Annotated in this window: 17 protein-coding genes; 8 read left to right on the forward strand and 9 right to left on the reverse strand. The window is 72.9% G+C overall.

Translation table 11 applies throughout. From position 1 onward, the window contains the following. Positions 1–16: 16 nt before the first annotated feature. The 4 genes from ABZ312_RS17660 to ABZ312_RS17675 form a co-directional block, all read right to left on the reverse strand. A complete protein-coding gene (locus ABZ312_RS17660; protein ID WP_500321857.1) occupies positions 17–940 on the reverse strand; it encodes an LLM class F420-dependent oxidoreductase in 924 nt (307 codons plus the stop codon). Positions 941–1,058: 118 nt separating this feature from the next. After that, entirely contained in the window at positions 1,059–1,514 is a 456-nt protein-coding gene (locus tag ABZ312_RS17665) for a DUF6099 family protein (RefSeq protein WP_500438089.1), read from the reverse strand. Between the two features lie 184 nt (positions 1,515–1,698). Then, the gene (locus tag ABZ312_RS17670) at positions 1,699–2,031 is read right to left on the reverse strand and encodes a nucleotide pyrophosphohydrolase (protein WP_500321859.1); all 333 of its coding nucleotides are present in this window, start codon (positions 2,029–2,031) and stop codon (positions 1,699–1,701) included. An 11-nt stretch (positions 2,032–2,042) separates the two neighbouring features. After that, complete coding sequence (locus ABZ312_RS17675) at positions 2,043–3,311, reverse strand: AAA family ATPase (RefSeq protein WP_500438091.1); 1,269 nt, start codon at positions 3,309–3,311, stop codon at positions 2,043–2,045. A gap of 102 nt (positions 3,312–3,413) precedes the next feature. On the opposite strand from ABZ312_RS17675, the gene ABZ312_RS17680 reads away from it, so the two are divergent. Next, positions 3,414–3,956 (forward strand): DUF1697 domain-containing protein, encoded by a 543-nt coding sequence (locus ABZ312_RS17680; RefSeq protein ID WP_500438093.1) that lies wholly within the window; start codon positions 3,414–3,416, stop codon positions 3,954–3,956. A 39-nt stretch (positions 3,957–3,995) separates the two neighbouring features. On the opposite strand, the gene ABZ312_RS17685 is transcribed toward ABZ312_RS17680, so the two are convergent. The 3 genes from ABZ312_RS17685 to ABZ312_RS17695 all read right to left on the reverse strand — a co-directional run bounded on the left by ABZ312_RS17685 (position 3,996) and on the right by ABZ312_RS17695 (position 8,213). Further along, the gene (locus ABZ312_RS17685; protein ID WP_500438095.1) at positions 3,996–4,988 is read right to left on the reverse strand and encodes an extracellular catalytic domain type 1 short-chain-length polyhydroxyalkanoate depolymerase; all 993 of its coding nucleotides are present in this window, start codon (positions 4,986–4,988) and stop codon (positions 3,996–3,998) included. An 85-nt stretch (positions 4,989–5,073) separates the two neighbouring features. Next, positions 5,074–7,023 (reverse strand): GTP-binding protein, encoded by a 1,950-nt coding sequence (locus tag ABZ312_RS17690; protein ID WP_500438096.1) that lies wholly within the window; start codon positions 7,021–7,023, stop codon positions 5,074–5,076. 176 nt (positions 7,024–7,199) lie between these two features. Then, a complete protein-coding gene (locus tag ABZ312_RS17695; protein ID WP_500438098.1) occupies positions 7,200–8,213 on the reverse strand; it encodes an alcohol dehydrogenase in 1,014 nt (337 codons plus the stop codon). 145 nt (positions 8,214–8,358) lie between these two features. Here ABZ312_RS17695 and ABZ312_RS17700 point away from each other — a divergent pair, with 145 nt between their 5' ends. Next, positions 8,359–8,751, forward strand: a complete 393-nt coding sequence (locus ABZ312_RS17700; protein ID WP_500438100.1) for a PPOX class F420-dependent oxidoreductase — start codon at positions 8,359–8,361, stop codon at positions 8,749–8,751. Between the two features lie 47 nt (positions 8,752–8,798). Here the strand turns inward: ABZ312_RS17700 and ABZ312_RS17705 are convergent, their stop codons facing one another. Both ABZ312_RS17705 and ABZ312_RS17710 read right to left on the reverse strand, forming a co-directional pair. After that, positions 8,799–10,472: an acyl-CoA dehydrogenase family protein gene (locus ABZ312_RS17705; protein WP_500438102.1), complete on the reverse strand. Its 1,674-nt coding sequence runs from the start codon at positions 10,470–10,472 to the stop codon at positions 8,799–8,801. Positions 10,473–10,501: 29 nt separating this feature from the next. After that, complete coding sequence (locus ABZ312_RS17710; protein WP_500321867.1) at positions 10,502–11,119, reverse strand: TetR family transcriptional regulator; 618 nt, start codon at positions 11,117–11,119, stop codon at positions 10,502–10,504. Positions 11,120–12,093: 974 nt separating this feature from the next. Here ABZ312_RS17710 and ABZ312_RS17715 point away from each other — a divergent pair. The 6 genes from ABZ312_RS17715 (at position 12,094) to asnB (ending at position 21,044) form a co-directional block, all read left to right on the forward strand. Next, positions 12,094–13,572 (forward strand): sugar transferase, encoded by a 1,479-nt coding sequence (locus ABZ312_RS17715; RefSeq protein ID WP_500321869.1) that lies wholly within the window; start codon positions 12,094–12,096, stop codon positions 13,570–13,572. 73 nt (positions 13,573–13,645) lie between these two features. Further along, on the forward strand, positions 13,646–14,962 hold the full coding sequence (locus tag ABZ312_RS17720; RefSeq protein WP_500321871.1) for a nucleotide sugar dehydrogenase: 1,317 nt from the start codon (positions 13,646–13,648) through the stop codon (positions 14,960–14,962). Beyond that, a complete protein-coding gene (locus ABZ312_RS17725; RefSeq protein ID WP_500321873.1) occupies positions 14,952–16,217 on the forward strand; it encodes a glycosyltransferase family 4 protein in 1,266 nt (421 codons plus the stop codon). Before ABZ312_RS17720 ends, ABZ312_RS17725 begins: the two co-directional genes overlap by 11 nt. After that, the gene (locus ABZ312_RS17730; RefSeq protein ID WP_500438104.1) at positions 16,214–17,581 is read left to right on the forward strand and encodes a YveK family protein; all 1,368 of its coding nucleotides are present in this window, start codon (positions 16,214–16,216) and stop codon (positions 17,579–17,581) included. Before ABZ312_RS17725 ends, ABZ312_RS17730 begins: the two co-directional genes overlap by 4 nt. Then, positions 17,578–19,107, forward strand: coding sequence for a Wzz/FepE/Etk N-terminal domain-containing protein (locus tag ABZ312_RS17735; protein WP_500321875.1), 1,530 nt, complete (start codon positions 17,578–17,580; stop codon positions 19,105–19,107). Before ABZ312_RS17730 ends, ABZ312_RS17735 begins: the two co-directional genes overlap by 4 nt. Positions 19,108–19,109: 2 nt before the next feature. Further along, entirely contained in the window at positions 19,110–21,044 is a 1,935-nt protein-coding gene (gene asnB, locus ABZ312_RS17740) for an asparagine synthase (glutamine-hydrolyzing) (protein ID WP_500358140.1), read from the forward strand. Positions 21,045–21,046: the final 2 nt, after the last annotated feature.

Here is a 21,046-nt window from a genome sequence, read left to right on the forward strand (position 1 = left end):
GCGTGGTGTGCCGGGGTCAGCCGAGCTGCGACTGGACCTCGGAGGCGATCAGTTCCAGGTGCCCGAGGTCGCTCAGGTCCAGGATCTGCAGGTAGAAGCGGGTGGCACCGAGCTCGGCGTAGCGGCCGATCTTGTCGACGACCTCGGCAGGGGACCCGGCGAGGCCGTTGGCCTTGAGCTCCTCGACCTCGCGGCCGATGGTGGCGGCCCGGCGGGCGACCTCGGCGTCGTCCTTGCCGACGCACACGACGAGGGCGTTGGAGTAGACGATCTCGTCCTTGCCCCGGCCGTGCTCCTCGGCGGCCTCCCGCACCCGGGCGAACTGCTGGGCGGTGTCCTCCAGCGAACCGAACGGCAGGTTGAACTCGTCGGCGTAGCGGGCCGCGAGCCGCGGGGTGCGCCTGGCACCGTGCCCGCCGATGAGGACGGGGAGCTTCGCCTGGGCCGGCTTGGGCAGGGCCGGCGAGTTCTCCACCGAGTAGTGCGCGCCCTTGAAGTCGAAGGTCTCGCCCATCGGGGTGCCCCACAGCCCGGTGACGATGGCGAGCTGCTCCTCCAGCCGGGCGAACTTCTCCTTCGGGAAGGGGATGCCGTACGCGGTGTGCTCGTCCGCGTACCACCCGGCGCCCAGGCCCAGCTCGACGCGGCCGCCCGACATCTGGTCCACCTGCGCGACCTGGATGGCGAGCACACCGGGCAGCCGGAACGTGGCGGCCGTCATCAGGGTGCCGAGCCGGATCCGCTTCGTTTCGCGGGCGAGGCCGGCCAGGGTGATCCACGCGTCGGTCGGCCCCGGCAGACCGTCCGCGTCGCCCATCTTGAGGTAGTGGTCCGACCGGAAGAAGGCATCAAAGCCAAGTTCCTCGGTCGCCTTGGCGACGGAGAGCAGGGTGTCGTACGAGGCCCCTTGCTGGGGCTCGGTGAAGATTCGAAGATCCATGCCTCCATCCTGCACCTCTCCGGTCCGAATCGATCGGCAACCTGTCGCGTGTGGCACCTTCCCGGACCGGAGACGACGGCAATCCGCCAACTCCGTTCGCGCTCGGGCGGCTTACCGTTCATGCGCCCTCCCGCTGCCGCGCCTCGACCGCGCGCAGGAGCACTCCCACCCGGTCCTTGGACTCGTCGGCGGCGTCCACCGCCTCGATGCACTGCCAGTACTCCGTCTCGCTCTCGGCGGTGCAGGCCACCGAGACCAGGGCCATGCCCAGCTCCGACAGCAGCTCGCGCAGTTCGCGCAAGGTCCCGGCCGGCTCGCGCACGTCGGTGAGCAGGGACGCCCGCAACGGCCCGGAGGCCACCCCCGGCGGTCCCGTGGCGCCGCACGCCCTGCCGCCCGCCTCGCAGACGGAGAAGCCGGGGGTGCGCAGCTCGGGCGCCCCGTGGAGGGCGAGGTGGCTGCCGACCGCCTCCGTCAGCGCCTGCACCTGCCAGGCCTCCGTCATCAGCTCACGCTCGGTCCCGCCGCTTCGCAGCGCCTCCCGCGTGGCCCGGATCAGCCGTACCGCGTCCATCACGACGCACCTCCGCCCCGTCTCCGCCCCGTCGATCCCGTTCCTCACTCAGAGTGACGGCTCATGACGCGAGGTGGAAGTGGCCGGTTCCCGCCTGTGGACAACCCGCTCACCCGCCCGGGCCAACGGGCGAACGCGCGGTTGACCGGAACGCCCGCACCCGCGGCGCACCGGCCGCCGCGCCTCAGTCCCCGGCCCCCGGCAGCGGGAAGCGCAGCTCGTTGCGGTCGATCTTGGCGGACAGCGCCTGGAGCACGTCGACGCCGAGCACCTCGCAGAACTGCAGCAGGTACGCGAGCACGTCCGCCACCTCGTCCCGTACCCGGTGGGCGCTGTCGGGGTCCTCCATGACCCGTGCCGCCTGCTCGGGCGTGAGCCACTGGAAGATCTCCAGGAGCTCGGACGCCTCGACGCTCAAGGCCACGGCCAGGTTCTTGGGCGTGTGGTACGGCTCCCAGCGCCGGGCGGCCGCGAAGGCGGCCAGCCTGCGCTGCAGCGCGTGCAGATCCTCGGTCACACCCGCAAGGTCTACCCCATCGCCGCCGCGTGCTGCGCCGCGGACTGCCCGGCCGGCGGGGCCCCGGCGTCCGGCGCGTCCGGACCCGTCCCCTGGGCCGGCACCCGTTCCGGGCCGGCCGCGGCGCTCCCGAGGCGCAGCAGGGTGACCCCGTCCGCCCCCTCGGCCACCGAGGGGTCGTGCACCGTGCCGAGCAGCCTGATGTGGCCGCGCTCGGCGACCAGGGCGGCCAGCGCCAGCAACTGCCGCGTCTGCGCCCGGTCGAGACCGGCGTCCAGTCCGTCCGCCAGGACCGTGAGCACCTGCACCGCGTCCGGCACCTCGCCGCTGGTGTCCACCTCCAGCACGCCCGGCCCGGTGAGCAGCACCAGCGCCAGCGCGAGGAAGCGCAGCTCCCCGTCGCCGAGCCGGTCCACCGGCACCAGCCCCAGCGGTCCCCGGTCGACGGCCGCCAGTACGGACTCCGCGTACGCCCCCGTCCCCGGCTCCCCCGCGGGGATCACCGTCAGTCCTTCGACGGGCGGGCTGCACACCGCCCGCAGGGCGCCGACCAGCGCCGCGTGCCGCGTACGGCACTCGCCCTGGGTGCGGCGCAGCACCGCCGAGAGGTTGTCGCAGCCGCCGCGGAGCAGGCCGTCCGCCACGCGCGCGGGTTCCCGCATCGTGTGCGGCCGGGGGTCGACGGGGAACGCCCCGCGCAGCGCGAGCACCGTCTGCTCGGCGGCGGCGAGCACCAGCCGCTGCCCCTCGGTCGTCCCCGCGACGCGCAGCGGCAGCAGGGAGGTGGCCAGCCGGTCGTCGGGCAGCGGGGCCCGGGTCACCGGGACCAACCCCGCCGTGTGCCAGGCCGCCTGGACCGTGCGCCGTCCCGGGTCGCGCAGCGCGGTGGCGAGCAGGGTCTCCCCGGCGCCGGTCAACCGCTCGCCGACGATGCGCAGTTCGGGTTCGGTCTGCACGGCGACGTCGAGCGCGACGGGGCCGACCGCGCCGTCCACCGTGCACCCGATGCGGAATCCGCGCCGCCCCTCCGCGTCCGGCCGGGCCGCATGGGGCACGCAGGCCGCCACTCCCCCGCGCACGCCGTCGAACGCCGTCGCCAGTTCCTCGCCCGCGGCGAGCCGGCCGAGCAGGCCGAGCCCCTCCAGGACGCTGGACTTGCCGGTCCCGCTCGCCCCGCCCAGCAGGGTGAGCGGTCCGAGCGGGAAGCTCGCGCCGCGATGCGACTTGAACGCGGAGAGCCGCAGTTCGGTGACGACCGGGCGGTCACGCTTCGTGCTCATGGACGCGAACGTAGCGGCGGTGCCCGGTGCCGAACCGTTCCGCCGGGCCGGTGGTCCTCCGAAAGTGGGTAAGCCCGGCGAGGCGACGGCTAATGTGGCGGGGTGACCGGATACGTGGCGCTCCTGCGCGGGATCAACGTCGGGGCGACGACCAGGCTCCCGATGCAGGACCTGCGACAGCTGCTGGAGGAGATCGGCGGCACCTGCGTGCGCACCCATCTGCAGAGCGGCAACGCCCTGTTCGAGCACGAACGCGCCGACCCGGCGAAGCTGGCGGACACACTGGAGGCGGCCATCGCCGCCGCGTTCGACGGGCGGAAGGTGCCGTGCGTCGTCCGTGAGGCGACCGCGCTCGCCGGGGTCGTCGAGCGCAACCCGTTCGACATGACGGGCGTCGATCCCGCGCGCTTCCTGGTCACCTTCCTGTCCGGGCCGGTCGATCCGGACCGGATCGCCGGTCTCGACCCGGCCGACTTCGCGCCCGACGACTTCCGCCCCGGCGAGCGCGAGATCTACGTGCACTGCCCGGGCGGGGTGCAGAAGACCCGGCTCTCCCACGCGCTGTGGGAGAAGCGTCTGGGCCTGACAGCCACGGCCCGCAACTGGAACACCGTGACCCGCCTGGCGGCGATGGCCGCGGAGTGACGGGGCACAGCCGGCGCGCGCCCCCTCACCCCCTCCCGCTCAGCCCAGGCCCCAGCCCGTCCCGAGCCGGTATGCCGCGCAGAGGTTGACGTCGAGCATGTAGGCGGCCGCCGTGCCGCACTGGGCGGCCCCGCTGCCCGGGTCGACGGGCTGGCCGTGGCCCATGCCCGTGATGCTGTACGTCTCGACGACGGCGGCGCCGGAGGCGTCCTTGTACGTGCGGTGCGGGAAGCCCGCCACGGTGTCGGAGACGTCGGCGGTCTGGTCGGCGCCGTGGACGTCCGTCCACTGCCGTACGAGGTCGTCCATGTTGACGGGCTTGACCGTGTAGTCGGCGGTGCCCTGGAAGACGGTCAGCCGCGGCCACGGGCCCACGTGCCCGGGGAAGGCGGCGCGGACCCGGGCGCCCCACTGCGCGGGGGTCTGCGTCGCGCCGACGTACATGCACACGTACGGCGAACCCGCCGCCTGCGCGCAGCCGTACGGCAGCCCGGCGACCACGCCGCCCGCGGCGTACACGTCGGGGTAGGCCGCCATCATCACCGCGGTCATCGCGCCGCCCGCGGAGAGCCCGGTGACGTACACCCGGGAGGGATCCGCGCCGGTGTCCGCGATCTGACGGTCGGTCATCTGCCGGATGGAGGCGGCCTCACCCTGGCCGCGCGCGATGTCCCCGGTCTGGAACCAGTTGAAGCACTGGCTGAGGTTGTTGGCCGAGGTCTGCCCGGGCAGCACCACGGAGAAGCCCCAGCGGTCCGCCAGAGCGGTCCAGCCGCTCTGGGCGCCGTACCCCTGGGCGTTCTGGGTGCAGCCGTGGAGGGCGACGACGACCGGCCGGCCCTGCGGCAGCCCGGCGGGGACGTAGCGGTACATCCGCAGCGCGCCCGGGTTGCTGCCGAAGCCCGTCACCTCCTCGATCGCGCCGGCGGCGTGGGCGGGACGGACGGGGACGAGCGCGGCAAGGAGCGCCACGACGGCGAGCAGGGCGGCACGCGGGCGGCCCCGGTGGAGTGCGGCTCTGAATAAGGTCATGCGCCGGACGGTAAGAGCGGTGCGACGCCCGCGACATGGCCCGGGGCACCACATCGCGGGCGCCGCGCGTGGTGCCCCGGACCGCTCAGTCCCTCCGGTGCCCGGGCAGCGCCGGGGGCTCGCCGCGGACCTCCCGCCAGTGGTCGAAGACGTACTCCAGGACGCCCTCACCGCTGGTCAGGGCGGGTAGTCGGCGTTCCAGGGCGGGCACCTGCGCCGCGGGGACGTCGCCCTCGACGACGTAGGACGCACCTTGCGGCGCCGAGGTGCGCGGCACCGCGCCCAGCCGGGCGAGGACGGGCAGCACCCGGGCGTAGGCCTGCTCGGGGAGGTCGAGGGTGAAGCGGTGGACCGGCTCGCAGACGACCGTGCCCGCCTGTTCCAGCGCGCGCATCAGCACCACCGGGGTGAGGCCCCGGAAGTCGCCCGCGGTGCTCGACATGCTCTTGTCGAACACCGCGTGCGCGTGGCTCTGCCGCGGGGCGTAACCCGAGTGCGTCATGGTGACCTTGCAGTCGACGACCCGCCAGCCGTACAGGCCGTGCCGCAGCGTCTCGGTGACGGTCTCCTCGACGGCCCGGATGAAGGCGTAGGGCATGGAGCCGAGTTCGACCTCCAGACCGAACGCCACCCCGCTGCCCCTCGGTGCCGGGTCGACGCGCAGTCCCACGGTCGCCAGGAAGGGGTTGGAGCCGGTGTGGATGACCTCGGCGGCCGCACCCGTGCCCACCGGCCGCTCGATGTGGATCGTCGTGGTCTCCTCGAAGGTCACCTCGACGCCGAAGTCGTCGGCCAGCGTCGCCTGCACGACCTCCTTCTGCACCTCCCCGTAGAGGGAGACGGCGATCTCCTGCCGCACGTCGTCCATCCGCAGGTCGATCAGCGGGTCCTGTTCGGCGAGCCGGGTGAGCGCCACGTGCAGCGCGCCCGCGTCCGCCGGCCGCCGGGGCACGACGACCGTCTCCAGCGTGGGCGGCGCGAAGTGCCGGTCCGCGGCGGGGGCCGTACGGTGCGGCTCGCCGATCGCGTCGCCGACGCGGATCCCGCCGAGCCCCCAGAGCCTGCCGATCTGCCCCGCGCAGACCGCCTCCCCGGGTGTGTCCACGCCGCGCTCGAACACGCTGACCGCGGTGACCTTGCCCTCCTTCCCGGCGCCGTGCGGCAGGCGGTCCCGTACGCGGACGGTCCCCGAGAACATCCGTACCTGGGCGATCTTCTCCCCCGAGGGGCCTCGTTCGATCTTGAAGACGGTGCCGGAGACCGGGCCGTCCGCGCTTCCCGCGGCGACGGGGAGCAGTTCCGCGATCCCCCGGACCAGGGCGTCCACCCCGGCGCCGGTGACGGCGGAACCGAAGTACACCGGATGGACCAGCGCCCCGCGCGTCTGGGCGGCGAGGGCCGCCCGCAGCCTCGGGTAGGACGGCGCCGTCCCGTCCGCGACGTAGGCGGCCAGGAGCTCCTCGTCCCGCACGGACAGGACGTCCAGCAGCCGGGTGGTGAACCCGGTGTCGTCCGGACCGTACGGCGTGGAGCGCGCGTCCCGGGTGCCGAGGCCCTCGACGCGGCCCATGGCCACGCAGGCCGGGCTGAGCCGCTCCGCGAGGGCGCGCAGCACTTCGGCGTCCCGGGCGCCGGAACGGTCCGTCTTGTTGACGAAGAGCAGGGTGGGGATGCGCAGCCGGCGCAGCGTCCGCATCAGCACGCGGGTCTGCGCCTGTACGCCCTCCACCGCCGACACCACGAGCACGGCGCCGTCGAGGACGCCGAGCGCCCGTTCCACCTCCGCGATGAAGTCCGGGTGGCCGGGGGTGTCGATGAGGTTGACGGTGACGTCGTCGCCGATCGCGAACGAGGCGACGGCGGACCTGATGGTGATGCCCCGTGCCCGTTCCAGGGCCAGGGTGTCGGTCTGGGTGCTGCCGTCGTCGACGCTGCCGAGCGTGTCGATGACGCCGGCGGTGTGCAGCAGCCGCTCGGTCAGGCTGGTCTTCCCGGCGTCAACATGCGCCAGGATCCCGAGGTTGAGCACGTGCATGGAATGCCATGTCCTCCGAATGGGCGATGAATTCGGGCTGGGTGGACATGTGCAGTCCCCGCATGATCACGACTCCCCGGTGGATGGCCTGTGGTCCTGGCAGTGCAGCAGAGGCCGCCGGCCGGGGGCAACCGGATTACCCCCTGCCGCCGGCCGGCCGGCGGCGCCCGGGCGGCTCAGGGGACGAGGACCATGCGGAAGCGCGCGGCGCCGGACATCATGCGGGCGAACGCCTCGTTGACCTCCTCCAGCGGCACCGTCTCGGTCATCGGGCGGATCCCGGCGAGCGCGCTGAAGTTCATCGTGTGCTCGACGTCGCGCGAGGTGCCGGACGGGTGGCCGACGACCGAACGGGACGACAGGATCAGCTGGGCCGGGGTGATCGGCAGCGGCTCGGAGTCGATCCCGATGACGATCAGCTCGCCGCGCGGCAGGAGACCCTCGACACCGGCCGCCATGGCCTGGGAGTTGGAGGCCGTGGCGAGCACCGCGGTGGCCCCGCCGAGGGCCTGGAGTTCCTTGGCCGGGTCGCCGGCGGAACTGTCGATGTAGTGGTGGGCCCCCAGTTCCATGGCCAGGGCCCGCTTGTCCTCGCCTCGCGCGACGGCGACCGTCTCGAAGCCGAACCTGGCGGCGTACTGCACCGCGAGGTGGCCGAGGCCGCCGATGCCGATCACCGCGACGAGGTCGCCGGGCCGGGCGGAGCTCTTCTTGAAGGCGTTGTAGGTGGTGACGCCGGCGCAGCCGAGGGGGGCGGCGTCGACCGCGGTCAGCCCGTCGGGGATCCGGGCCAGCGCGTTGACCGGCGCGACCATGTGCGTGGCGTAGCCGCCCTCGTACGCCCAGCCGGGCACCTGCAGGTTCCGGCAGTCGATGAAGTCGCCCTCGCGGCAGGGCGGGCAGTGCCCGCAGTGCCCGCCGAACCAGCCGACCTCCACGCGGTCGCCGACCGTCCAGTGCCGCACGCCCTCACCGAGGGCGTCGATGCGCCCGGCGACCTCGTGGCCGGCGACCAGGGGGAAGGTGATGTGGGGGAAGGCGTTGTGCACGAAGCCGGCGTCACTGTGGCAGACGCCCGACGCCTCGACGGCGATCCGGACGTGGCCGGGGCCGGGCTCCGGCAGCGCGCGCTCGACGATTTCGAATGGTCCGCCCGGTTCTGCGACCTGGGCCACCCGCATGGAGTTCATGGCCGTCCGGTGTGTGAGGGGTTGCGGCGCGTGGCGCCCTTCCCACCCATCGTGACCCCGGGGGCGTGATTTCTCGCGCCGAGCACCGGTCGCCGGGCCGCCAGGCGGGGAGCGTAGGCTGCGCCCAGCCGACCGAGGGATCACCGTGAAACCACCCGCCGACCTGCTCGACCTCCTGCACCGCCCGAGCCTGTGCTTCCTGGCGACCACCATGCCGGACGGCTCGCCGCAGCTGACCCAGACGTGGGTCGACACGGACGGCGAGCACGTGCTCGTCAACAGCGTCCAGAGCCATGTGAAGACGCGGAACATCGCGCGGGACCCGCGGGTGGCCGTCGCCGTCTCCGATCCGGACGACCCGTCCCGCTACTTCCAGGTCCGCGGGCGCGTGCGCGAGGTGACCACGGAGGGCGCGGCCGACCACATCGAGAAGCTCTCGCACCGGTACACCGGCGGCCCCTACCCCTGGTACGGCGGCCGTGACCAGGTGCGCGTGATCGTCGTGATCGAGGCCGAGAGCATCAGCGGCACGGCGTGACCGCGCGGGTCCGCGACCGCGGCAGGCGGCCGCGGACCCCGGCCCGTTCAGCCCGTGGCGCCGGGCACGCGCTCGATGACCGCGGCCAGGTCCGTCCCGGCCGGGAGGGTGCCGAAGGCCAGGCCCCGGTCGCCGGCCAGGCGGGAGGCGCAGAAGGCGTCCGCGACCGGTGCCGGCGCGTACCGGACGAGCAGCGAACCCTGCAGCACCAGCGCCAGGCGCTCGACCAGACGGCGGGCCCGCAGCGGCGCGTCCTCGGTGGGCACCAGCTCGCCGCGCACCTGGCGCCACGCCTCGTCGAGACGGGCGTCGCCGCCCGAGGCAGCCTCGACCTCGGCGCGGAAGGCCTCGAGGGAGTCCGGCTCACGGGTCAGGGCCCGCAGCACGTCGAGGGCGTTGACGTTGCCCGAGCCCTCCCAGATGCCGTTCAGCGGGGCCTCGCGGTAGAGCCGGGGCATGCCGGACGCCTCGTCGTAGCCGTTGCCGCCCAGGCACTCCAGGGCCTCCGCGACCGCCGCGGGCTGCCGCTTGCACACCCAGTACTTGCCGACCGCGGTGGCCAGCCGCAGGAAGGCCCGCTCCTGCGCGTCCCCGCGGCGGGCCCGGTCGACCGCTCCGGCGAGGCGCAGCGCGAGGGTGGTGGCGGCCTCGGACTCCAGGCCCAGGTCGGCGATGACGTTGCGCATCAGGGGCTGGTCGACCAGCCGGGCTCCGAACACCGAGCGGTGGCGGACGTGGTGGGCGGCCTGGGCGAGCGCGGCACGGGTGCCGGAGGCGGAGCCGAGGATGCAGTCCAGCCGCGTCATGGTGACCATCTCGATGATGGTCCGTACGCCCTGGCCCTCGGGACCGACCAGCCAGGCCACGGTGTCGTCGAACTCGGGCTCGCTGCTGGCGTTGCTGCGGTTGCCGAGCTTGTCCTTCAGCCGCTGGATGCGGAAGGTGTTGCGGCTGCCGTCCGGCAGCACCCTGGGCACCAGGAAGCAGGACAGGCCCGCGGGGGCCTGGGCCAGCACGAGGAACAGGTCGTTCATGGGCGCGCTGGTGAACCACTTGTGCCCGCGCAGCCGCCAGGTGCCGTCTGGCTGCTCGACGGCGGTGGTGGTGTTGGCCCGCACGTCGGTGCCGCCCTGCTTCTCGGTCATCCCCATGCCCGCCAGGAGCCCGCGCTTGCCGGCGGGGGCGCGCAGTCCGGGGTCGTAGACGCGGCTGGTGAGCAGCGGCTCGTACGCCGCCGCCAGGGCCGGCGCGGCACGCAGCGCGGGGACGACGGCGTAGGTCATGGACACCGGGCAGCCGTGGCCGGCCTCGGCGGTGCTCCACACCATGAAGCCGGCCGCGCGGGCCACGTGCGCGCCGGGCCGGTCGTCGGCCCAGGGCGCGCCGGCCAGGCCCTCGGCGAGGGCGACCTCCATGAGCGCGTGGTAGGAGGGGTGGAAGTCCACCTCGTCGACACGGTTGCCGTACCGGTCGTGGGTGCGCAGCACCGGCTCGTACCGGTTGGCCTCCTCGGCCCAGCGCTGCACCTGCTCCGATCCGGCGAGCCGGCCCAGCCGGTGCAGGTCGTCGAGGTGCCACCCGGCTCCCTCGCGGCGCACGCCCTCCAGCAGCACGACGTCGTCGGCGACGTCGTGGCCGACCAGCGGCGGGGCCTGGTTGGTCACCTCGTGCGTGCGCGCGGTGGGGTTGCTGCGCGGCGCGGCATCTGCGATCGCGGTCATGGCAGTCGGCCCTTCGTGGTCGTGGGGAGTCAGACGGCGGGCGCGGCGCCCGCGCAGCGCAGGGACATCGCCACCAGTTCGGTGACGAGGTGGTCGGCGGCGGCGCCCTCGGCGGGGGCCGACAGCGGGTCCACCAGGACCTCGCCGATGGCCCCGGTCAGCGCCGCCGCGGTGACCTCGGGGTCCTGGGCGGGGAGGAGCCCGGCGGCCATCCCCTCGCGGATCACCTCGGCGAAGACGGCGCGGTAGCGGCGCCGGAAGTCCAGCCGCTCCGCGCCCACGGCCGGTTCCGCGGGGGCCGCGAGCAGGGCGTGGGCCAGTCCCCGGTTCTCCATGGCGCGGCGGGCGAAGACGGTGACCCCCAGGGTCAGCCGCTGCACCGGGTCGCCGGCGCCGTCGCGGAGCACCCCGCCGAGCACCTCGACCTCGCGGCCCGAGGCCCGGCGGAAGACCTCGACCGCGAGCGCGCCCTTGGACGCGAAGTGCTGGTACACCGTGCCCACCGACATGCCGGCCGCGGCCGCCACCGCGGTGACGGAGGCGTTCGCCCAGCCCACGTCGGCGACGACGGCCGTGGCCCGCGCCACCAGGTGCTCCCTGGCGGCGGTCAGGCGGTCCTGCACCGCGGGGGTCTTCCGGTAGGCCATGGCAACAAGTGAAGCACCGTTCAGAGCTTCGAGCCACCCCTCCGCCGGCAGCGCCGCCCGCGGAGCCGGCGGCTCGCGCCGCAGCTCAGGGCAGCCCCGCGACGGGGCCCGCAACTGCGGCCGCACATCGGCGGGTTGCTGTTCGATCCGCCCGTTCCGCCCGCTCCGGGGCCGCTCCGCTCGCCACGTGGTGTGCCGCCGGGAAGACGCGCAATGGATCCCTGCGAAGTAAACCCAAAGATCAGGCCATGTTTTCGGGCTTTCCGGCCAGGATTTGCGAGTCGATGGGCGCCCCATGGGCGTCACGAATTCCGATCATGCTCGCCCCGCACTTCAAGCACCGGTTGTTCTCGGCCACACTTCCTCCATCAGCGCCCGGGCCGGCGCCGCGGCGCGCACCGGCGCCTTGAGGCGGTCGCACCGGGCATTGGACACACCGTCACACTTCGGCAAGATCAAGTAGCGCACCACAGCGGGGAGTTGCCGCCTGAGCGCACGATGGCGCGAAGGCATCCATAGGCGGTCATCGCTCGATGGATCCGGCCTCAAAGCTTGAGCACAAATTACACACATTCACTCTTCATACCGGCGCCGATGGTCTAGATTGACCTTGCTTCAGCCGTTCGGGCACGAGGCGACCATTAATGATCTACAGGTTCGGCGCAACGGAAAGCCGGCAGTCGCATACCCGGCGCCAGACGTGGGGGTGATCGGTTCTTGGAGCCCGAGAAGGGGCCTTGGGTGCGGGGAGCCCTGAGGTTTCGACGGGTCCGGCACACCTCGACAGTCCGGCGGAACCGGTAAGTCCGCTTCCGGCAGGGCGGGTTGTTCAAGTGACTCCGAAATAACCGGGAGTTCATGCACGGGAGGCGGGGGCCTCCCGAGGGGGAGGAACGGTGCGGGAGGCGGGGGCCTCCCGGGGGAGGGACCGTGTTGGGCGAACACGTCGAACCACTGGGGACCTGGGGGGTTCTGTGCGGCATGGGGGACTAGTCAGCCCGTTTCCGTCGGCACGCGAGCATCTGGGGAACGGCGCGATCAGCCGGCCCGCAATCGAATGGGAGCAGCGGTACCGCCGTGCCGTGATCACCAGCGACACGGTGGCCACCGCCTTCGTGGTGGCCGCGATCGGCAGTTTCTTCGGGGTCCGGGACGCGGCCAACTGGCACGAGAAGTGGGGGATCCTCGCCTTCGGCACCGAGTTGCTGGTGCTGGGGACGCTTGCGGTGAGCCGCTCGTGGGCTCCGGCCGTGCTCGGCCAGGGCGCCGAGGAGTTCCGCCGGCTCGGACGCTCACTGTGCACGGCGGCCGTCGTGCTGGCGCTCGGCGGGGTCGCCGTCACCTCGCGCAACATCAAGCTCTGGATCTTCGTCGCGATCCCGGCGATCGCACTCGTCACCATGACCGAGCGGTACCTGCTGCGCCTGTGGCTGCACAAGCAGCGGAAGGAAGGGCGGTGCCTGCGGCCGGTGCTCGCTGCCGGGAGCCCGGCCACCGTGCGCGACCTGATCACCCGGATCCGCAAGTTCCCGCACCTCGGCTGGCAGGTGGAGGCCGTGTGCACGACGGACGCTCCCGGGCTCGACGGTGACCACGTGGACGGGGTGCCGGTCGTCGGCCGGCTGACCGACGTCGCGGGCCACGTCCGCCGCAACGGCTACCGTGTCGTCGCGGTCACACCGGACCCGCACTGGTCGCCGGACCGGCTGCAGCGGCTTGCCTGGAACCTCGAGGGCAGCGACGCCGAGATGGTCGTGGCCCCCGTGCTGATGGAGGTGGCCGGCCCGCGGCTGCACGTCGACGCGGTGCTGGGGATACCGCTGCTGCGGCTCAGCATGCCGACCTTCACCGGGGGCCGCCGCGCGGTCAAGGAGGTCGTCGACCGGCTGGGGGCGGCGGTCCTGCTGGTGCTGTTCGCGCCGCTGATGGTGTTCGTCGGGCTGCTCGTGCTGGCGGACAGTCCGGGTGGGGCGTTCTACCGCCAGCGCAGGGTCGGCAAGGACGGACGCGAGTTCACCATCTTCAAGTTCCGCACCATGGTCTCCGGGGCCGACAGGGCACGTGCCGAGCTGGCCGACCGCAACGAGGGCGCCGGCCTGCTGTTCAAGCTCCGCCGGGATCCGCGGGTGACCCGGGTGGGAGCGGTGCTGCGCCGGTACTCGATCGACGAGCTCCCACAGCTCTTCAACGTGCTCACCGGCTCGATGTCGCTCGTCGGTCCGCGGCCTCCGTTGCCGGAGGAGTCCGCCGCGTACGGCCCGGACATCCGGCGGCGGCTGCTGGTCAAGCCCGGGCTCACCGGCCTGTGGCAGATCAGCGGACGCAGCGACCTGCCGTGGGACGAGGCGGTCCGGCTGGACCTGCGGTACGTGGAGGACTGGTCGCTCGCCCTGGACACGGTGATCTTGTGGAAGACGCTCCGTGCGGTGCTCCACGGGCAGGGGGCCTACTGATGCGCGGAGGTCGCCGTCGGGCCGGCGCGAGGATCGCAGGCCGGGAGAGCCTGCCTGGGGGGAGGAACGGGTCATGAGGGTCAGCGTTTTCGGGCTCGGCTACGTGGGCTGCGTGTCGGCCGCGTGCCTGGCCAGCATGGGTCACGAGGTCATCGGGGTGGACGTGAACCCGGTGAAGGTCGACCTGGTCAACGACGGCAAGGCCCCGGTGGTCGAGGAGCGGATCGGCGAGCTCACCGCCGAGGTCGTGCGGACCGGAGCGCTGCGCGCCACCGGCGACGTCCGCGAGGCGATCATGGACAGCGAGGTGTCACTGATCTGCGTGGGCACACCGTCGGAACCCAACGGCAGCCTGTGCACCACGTACTTGGAGCGGGTCACCGAGCAGATCGGCGCCGCGCTGGCCGAGCGGGGCGGACGGCACACCGTCGTGTTCCGCAGCACCATGCTCCCGGGCACCTGCCTGAACCTGCTGGTGCCGATCCTGGAGAAGTACGTCGGCGGCACCGCCGGGGTGGACATCGGGGTCGCGGTCAACCCGGAGTTCCTGCGCGAGGGCACGAGCGTGCGGGACTTCTTCGACCCGCCCAAGACCGTCATCGGCGAGCTCGACCCGGCGAGCGGCGACGTGGTGGCGGCACTATACGACGGCTTGCCGGGCGAGGTGTTCCGGGTGCCGGTCCCGACGGCCGAGGCGATCAAATACGCGGACAACGCGTTCCACGGCCTCAAGATCGGCTTCGCGAACGAGCTGGGTGCGGTGTGCCAGGCGCTCGGGGTGGACTCGCACCAGGTGATGGACGTGTTCCTGGCCGACCGCAAGCTGAACATCAGCCCCGCCTACCTGCGGCCCGGCTTCGCCTTCGGCGGCTCCTGCCTGCCCAAGGACCTGCGCAGCCTGGTCCACGCCGCGCAGCGGGCCGACGTCTCGGTACCGATCCTCGCCAACGTGCTGACCTCCAACTCCGAACATCTGCAGCGCGCGGTGGAGCTGGTCGAGCGCACCGGCAAGCGCCGGGTGGGCCTGTTCGGGTTGTCCTTCAAACCCGGCACCGACGACCTCCGCGAGAGCCCGCTCGTCGAGCTGGCGGAGAGGCTCTTCGGCAAGGGGTACGACCTGCGCATCCACGACGCCAACGTGAGCCTCTCCCGGCTGATGGGCGCGAACCGCGAGTACATCGAGACCCGGCTGCCGCACCTGGCGCAGCTGCTCGGGGACTCCGTCGGCGAGGTGCTCGAGCACGCCGAGGTGGTCCTGGTCGGGACCAAGGACCCTGCCGTGCTGTCGGCGCTGCCCCATGGCGACGGCCCGGTGATCGTCGACCTCATCCGCCTCCCCGACGCCGAGGCGCGCCGGGCCGAACCGGGGTACATAGGCCTTGCTTGGTGACACGACCAGCGGCGACCGGCCGGACCGGCGCGCGCTGATCCTGGTGGAGAACCTGTCGGTGCCGTTCGACCGGCGGGTGTGGCAGGAGTGCACGACGCTGCGCGACGCGGGCTGGGAGGTGCACGTCATCTGTCCCCGCGGGAGCAAGCGGGACACGGAGCCGGAGGCGGAGATCGACGGGGTGCGGATCCACCGCTACCCGTTGCGCGCGGCCACCGGAGGGCCGGCCGGCTACCTCAGCGAGTACGGATCGGCGTTGTGGCATACGTTCCGCCTGGCCCGCAAGGTCGGCCCGGTCGACGTGGTCCACGCCTGCAACCCGCCCGACCTGCTGTTCCTGCCGGCACTGTGGCTGAAGCGGCGCGGCGCGCGGTTCGTCTTCGACCAGCACGACCTGGTACCCGAGCTGTACCTGTCCCGGTTCGACCGCGGGAAGGACCTCCTCTACCGCGCGGTGTGCGCGCTGGAACGGCGGACCTACCGGGCCGCGGACGTCGTGCTCGCCACGAACGAGAGCTACCGGGACGTCGCGCTGCGCCGTGGCGGCAAGCGGCCGGAGGACGTCTTCGTGGTGCGCAGCGCGCCCGACGTCGACCGTTTCCACCCGGTACCGCCGGAGCCGGAGCTGAAGCGCGGCAAGCCTCATCTGCTGTGCTACCTCGGTGTCATGGGCCCGCAGGACGGCGTCGACTACGCCTTGCGGGCCCTGGCGAAGCTGCGCGACGAGCTCGGGCGGAGCGACTGGCACGCGGTGTTCGTCGGCGCCGGGGACGCCTTCGACGCGATGGTGGAGCTGTCCCGGCGGCTCGGGCTCTCGGACCAGGTGCAGTTCACCGGGCGCATTCCGGACGCCGACCTGGTGCGCTACCTGTCGACCGCGGACGTGTGCCTCTCCCCCGACCCGCGCAATCCGCTCAACGACGTGTCGACCATGAACAAGGTCCTGGAGTACATGGTGATGGGGCGGCCGATCGTCTCGTTCGACCTCCGGGAGGCACGGGTCTCGGCCGGTGACGCGGCCGTCTACGCGCCCGCCAACGACGAGGCCGCATTCGCGGGGCTCATCGCACAGCTGCTGGACGATCCGGAGGAGCGGGCCCGGATGGGCAAGATCGGCCAGGAGCGGATCACCGGGCAGCTCTCCTGGCGCACCTCGCAGCGGTCGCTCCTCGCCGCCTACGCCGCCGCCTGTCGTGACCGGGCTCCGGCGTCGGCGGGCGAACCGGTTCCGACAGAGAAAAGGCCGCCCCGTTGAGCGATGACACGATACGCCTGGCCATGATCGGGCGGATGATCCGTCGGCGCTGGCGGCTGCTCGCCGCCCTCGCCGTGGTGGGCGGGCTCGTCGGCTACGGCGCCTCCTCGCTGTTCCCACCGCGGTACACGACGTCGGCATCGGTACTGCTGCCGGGGGCGTGGGAGGAGCGCGAGCTGCTGACCCAGTCGGAGATCGCGACCAGTTCGGTGGTGCTCGACCGGTCGGCCGCCACGCTCGACTGGGCCGGGGTCGGCGGCGCCGAACTGCGAGACCGGGTGAGCGCCAAGGCCACCGACGGGAACATCATCAAGATCTCGGGCACGGCCGAGACCCCGGAGCGCGCTCAGCGGCTCTCCGACGAGGTGGCCCAGCAGTACGTCACCTTCGCCGCACGGGTCGTGGGCGACACCACCGATCCCGAGGGGTCGGCGAATCCCGAGGCGCTGCGGGAGCTGATGGAGCAGACCAGCCGCCGCATCACCGACCTGGCCAAGGCGGCCGATCCGGGCCGGACCGTGGAGAGCGTGCAGGCCCGCACCGAGCTCGAGAAGCTGCGCACGACGCTGGAGCAGGCCATGGACAAGCTGGACCAGACCGATCCGGCGACCAACAAGGCCAACATGGTCGTCATGGGGGCGGCGGCCCGGCCGATCGGCGAGGCACCACCGACCAGGACGCAGTTCATCGTCACCGGGGCGCTGCTGTTCCTCCTGTTCGCGGTCATCGGTCATCTCGTCGCCGCACGGATGAGTCGCCGACCGCGCACCGAGCCCGAGATCGCCGCGGCGCTGGGCTCGGCGCTGCTGGGTACCGTCGACGTACCTGATGGACGGCGCGCGCACCGGCCGGAAGGCCGTGGCGCGCGGACCCTGATCCGCCGGCTGCTGGGTGTCGACACCCGGTGGGACGTGCCGGCCCTGCACGCGTCCGGTGACGAGGCCAGCAGGAAGATCCGCTACGGCCGGGTGTGCGCTCGTCTCCGGGACCAACTGCCGGCCCCCCGGCGGCTGCTGGTGGTCGTCCCGGACGGTGACGGGACCGCCCGCCGAGCCGCCGACCAACTCGTCGCCGAGGCCGGGAGCGATCCGCTGCTGCGGGTGGTGGGGGTTTCGGTGTCCCGGCCGTTGGTGCCGGACCGCGACACCGAGTCCGGTGTCCTGGTCGTGCTCAGCGCGGGCAGTTGGACGGCAGGGGAGCTCGCCGGCATCGGCGAGGCATGCGCGGACGCCCGCCATCCGGTCGTCGGCATCGTCGTCGCCGGCGGGGTCAGGGACCGTCGGACACGGTCTGCCGCCCCTCCTCCGGATGGCGCCACGCCGGCGATCGCGGTGGGCGTCGACGCGACGGGAGGTTCGGTGTGACGACGAGCACGACTTCGCAGTCGTCGGCAGCCGCTCCGCTGCTGGACCTGCAGGCGCTGGTGGTGGCGGTACGCAGGCGCCGCCGCCTGTGGTGTTCCGTGGCGCTGCTGGGGTTGCTGGCCGGCGCGGGGGCCGCGGTCCTGCTGCCGCCGCAGCCGACCGCGGTGACCACGGTGCTGGTCGCCCACCAGGCGGACCAGCCGAACGACCCCGGAACCCTGATCCGCACCGACGCCGCGCTGCTGGAGACCACGCAGATCGCCGGTGAGGCGCTGCGGTCGCTGAACTCCTCGGAAGACCCGGAACACTTCATGCGGGACTACCGGGGCATCGGTTTGACCAACAACCTGCTGCAGATCAACGTGACGGGTGACAGCGACGCGGAGGCCGTGGCCCGTGCCAAGGCACTGGCCGACGCCTTCGTCGCCGACCATGTCAAGCGGATACAGAAGGCCGCGAACGCCGAGGCCAAGACCCTGCTCGACCAGCGTGACCGCATGCGGGACGAACTCGCCCGGGTCAACAAGTCGATCGGCGAAGGGCCGCCGGAGAGCGACCCGAACGCGTCGGCGAACCTCGAGTCGCTCTTCGCCCGCCGGGCCGAACTCACCTCGCGCATCGCCGATTTCGACCAGCGCGCCGCGGAAGCGGGCATCGGCACGCCCCAGCTCATCGCCGGCACGCAGATCGTGGACGCCCCGCGCACGGTGCAGCACTCCCTGCCCAAGGCCGCTGCCACCAACTCCGCGATCGGACTCGGCCTCGGGCTCGTGCTCGGGCTCGCGCTGGCCGCGGTCGGCGCGGTGGTGGCGGACCGCCCCGTGCTGCGCCGGGAGATCGCGGCGAACCTGGGCGCCTCGGTCATAGCGGAACTGCGCCGCACGCCCCGCCGCCGGTCGGCCGGGCGGTGGCAGCGCCGACGGACCCGGGCGGCACGCGAACGGCTCACCGCGACCCTGGCCCGCACCGTACGCGGCGCCGCGGAACCGGTGTCGCTGCTGGAACTGGGCTGCGCACGCGGCGCGAGCGTGATCGCCCTGGACCTCGCCGGCGCACTGGCGGCGGAGGAGCCCGTGGTGATCATCGACGGTCTGCCCGGCCGGCACCTCGCCGACCGCCGCCGGAAGCCGGGAGACCCGCCCGTGGTCGGCGGCGAGCGTGCCGCGACCGTCTCGCACGAGGTGCGCCGGCTCGGCGTCGGCTCGGTCGCGCCCGGCACGGCGTGGACCGACCTCCAGTACCTCGGCACCCAGACGGTGCTCGTCGTGCGTGCCGGGCACGGCAGCGCCGCATGGCTGCACACCGTGGCGCGGCAGCTCGCGGACCTGCGCATCCCGGTGATCGGTGTGGTGCTGATCGACCCCGATCCGCGTGACCGGACCGACGGCACGCTGTGGGACGGGCTGCACACCGCGCTGCGCGGCCACAACGAGCGGCTGGCCCGGCAGAGCGGGACGGGCCAGCCGCGGCCGAAGCAGCCGTCGTGGGCCGCACGGGTCCCGGACAGCGACCAGGAGGCGCGCTAGACATGTGTGGCATCGCAGGCACCTACCGATGGCCGGACGGGAAGGCCGTGGCCGACCGGCTCACCGACACCCTCGCCCACCGCGGTCCGGACGGGGCGGGCCGGTACGGCCATCCCGTCGGTGACGGCGAAGTGCACCTCGGGCACCGCCGGCTGGCCATCATCGACCTGTCCGAGACCGGCGCCCAGCCGATGGTCTCGGACGGCCTGGTCCTGACGTACAACGGCGAGCTGTACAACGCGCCCGAGCTGCGTGCCGAGCTGGCGGCCGCCGGGGTGCGCTTCCGCGGTACCTCCGACACCGAGGTCCTGCTGGAGGCCTGGCGGCGCTGGGGCACGGACTGCCTGCCCCGGCTGCGCGGCATGTTCGCGTTCGGGATCTTCGACGAGCGAACCGGCGAACTGGTGCTCGCCCGCGACCAGCTCGGCATCAAGCCGCTGTTCCTGCTCCGGCGCGGCGAGGGTCTGGTGTTCGCCTCCGAGCTCAAGGCGCTCGCCGCCGTGACCGGCGGGTCGCTGCAGGTGGACCCTGCGGCGCTGGTGGCCTCGCTGCTGTACTACTGGGTGCCGGACTCGCGGTGCGCGTTCCGCGAAGCGGAGAAGCTGCCGCCGGGGACCTGGCTGCGGTGCCGGCCCGACGGCCGCGTGGAGCGCGGCCGGTTCTGGAACCTGAAGGACGTCGCCGCCGAGGGACGGGAGCGGGCCCTGAGCGGCGAGCAGCCGGACATCGCCGCCGTCGTCGAGGAGTCGACCCGGCGCCACCTGCTCTCCGACGTACCCGTGGCGACCTTCCTGTCCGGCGGGCTGGACTCGAGCTACCTGACCGCGCTGGCCGCCCGCGACCGCCCCGGGATCTCCGCTTACACGATCGGGTTCCGCGCCGAGGACGCCAGGTTCGAGGCGATGCCGGACGACCTGCGCTACGCCCGGCAGGTGGCCGAGCGGTTCGGCGTCGACCTGCACGAGATCGAGATCGCTCCGAACGTGCTCGACCTGCTGCCGCGGATGACCCACCACCTGGACGAGCCGATCGGCGACCCCGCCGCGATCAACACGTTCCTGATCTGCTCGGCCGCCCGGGAGGCCGGGGTCAAGGTGATGCTCTCGGGGATGGGCGCCGACGAGCTGTTCGCCGGTTACCGCAAGCACCTGGCCAACGTGATCGCGCTGCGCTACCAGCGCGTCCCGCGGTCCGTGCGGCGCGGTCTGTCCAGGGCCGTGGACCGGCTGCCGGTCGCAACGGCCCGCCGGGGGTACCGGTCGGTGCGCTTCGCGAAGCGGTTCCTGTCCTTCGCCGATCTGCCGGAGGAGACCGCGTTCCGGCGCAGCTACACCATGTACGACCAGGAAGAGCTGCTCGCCCTGGTCGATCCGGACCTGGCCGGGGCGGTCGAGGACGTGCTGACCGAGCACGCGGACGTCTACCAGGACAACGACCTGGACGACTTCGTCAACCGCATGTGCCTGGGCGACGCCCGGATGTTCCTGCCGGGCCTGAACCTCACCTACACGGACCGGTCGAGCATGGCCGCCTCGACCGAGGTGCGGGTGCCGTACGTGGACGTCGAGGTGGTCAGGGCGGCGTTCGCCGTGCCCGGCGACCGCAAGATCGTCGGACGGCAGGGCAAGGCCGTCCTCAAGGAGGCGGCCACCTCGATCCTGCCCCGGGAGATCGTGTACCGGCCCAAGGGCCTGTTCAGCGCCCCGCTGCGCGCGTGGATGAGCCGGGACCTGGCACCGCTGGTGCGCGAGGTGGTGAACGACGGCGTGCTCGTCAGTTCCGGGTTCCTGCGCCGCGACGCGCTGGCCCGCATGGTCGCCGAGGACGCCGCCGGACAGCGGGACTTCTCCAAGCATCTGTGGCATGTACTGACCCTCGAGTACTGGTACCGCGACGCGACCTCCGGGTCCGGCCAGGACGCTCGCTCGGCGGCGTAGAA

Source organism: Streptomyces sp. NPDC006207 (assembly GCF_040613835.1).
In the GTDB taxonomy this organism is placed as follows: Bacteria; Actinomycetota; Actinomycetes; order Streptomycetales; family Streptomycetaceae; genus Actinacidiphila.

Excerpts from the sequence above, each read along its gene's own strand:
- ABZ312_RS17660 (WP_500321857.1), bottom strand. The coding sequence starts at position 940 with ATGGATCTTCGAATCTTCACCGAGCCCCAGCAAGGGGCCTCGTACGAC.
- ABZ312_RS17665 (WP_500438089.1), bottom strand. The coding sequence starts at position 1,514 with ATGGACGCGGTACGGCTGATCCGGGCCACGCGGGAGGCGCTGCGAAGC.
- ABZ312_RS17675 (WP_500438091.1), bottom strand. The coding sequence starts at position 3,311 with ATGAGCACGAAGCGTGACCGCCCGGTCGTCACCGAACTGCGGCTCTCC.
- ABZ312_RS17685 (WP_500438095.1), bottom strand. The coding sequence starts at position 4,988 with ATGACCTTATTCAGAGCCGCACTCCACCGGGGCCGCCCGCGTGCCGCC.
- ABZ312_RS17690 (WP_500438096.1), bottom strand. The coding sequence starts at position 7,023 with ATGCACGTGCTCAACCTCGGGATCCTGGCGCATGTTGACGCCGGGAAG.
- ABZ312_RS17695 (WP_500438098.1), bottom strand. The coding sequence starts at position 8,213 with ATGAACTCCATGCGGGTGGCCCAGGTCGCAGAACCGGGCGGACCATTC.
- ABZ312_RS17705 (WP_500438102.1), bottom strand. The coding sequence starts at position 10,472 with ATGACCGCGATCGCAGATGCCGCGCCGCGCAGCAACCCCACCGCGCGC.
- ABZ312_RS17710 (WP_500321867.1), bottom strand. The coding sequence starts at position 11,119 with ATGGCCTACCGGAAGACCCCCGCGGTGCAGGACCGCCTGACCGCCGCC.
- ABZ312_RS17720 (WP_500321871.1), top strand. The coding sequence starts at position 13,646 with ATGAGGGTCAGCGTTTTCGGGCTCGGCTACGTGGGCTGCGTGTCGGCC.
- asnB (WP_500358140.1), top strand. The coding sequence starts at position 19,110 with ATGTGTGGCATCGCAGGCACCTACCGATGGCCGGACGGGAAGGCCGTG.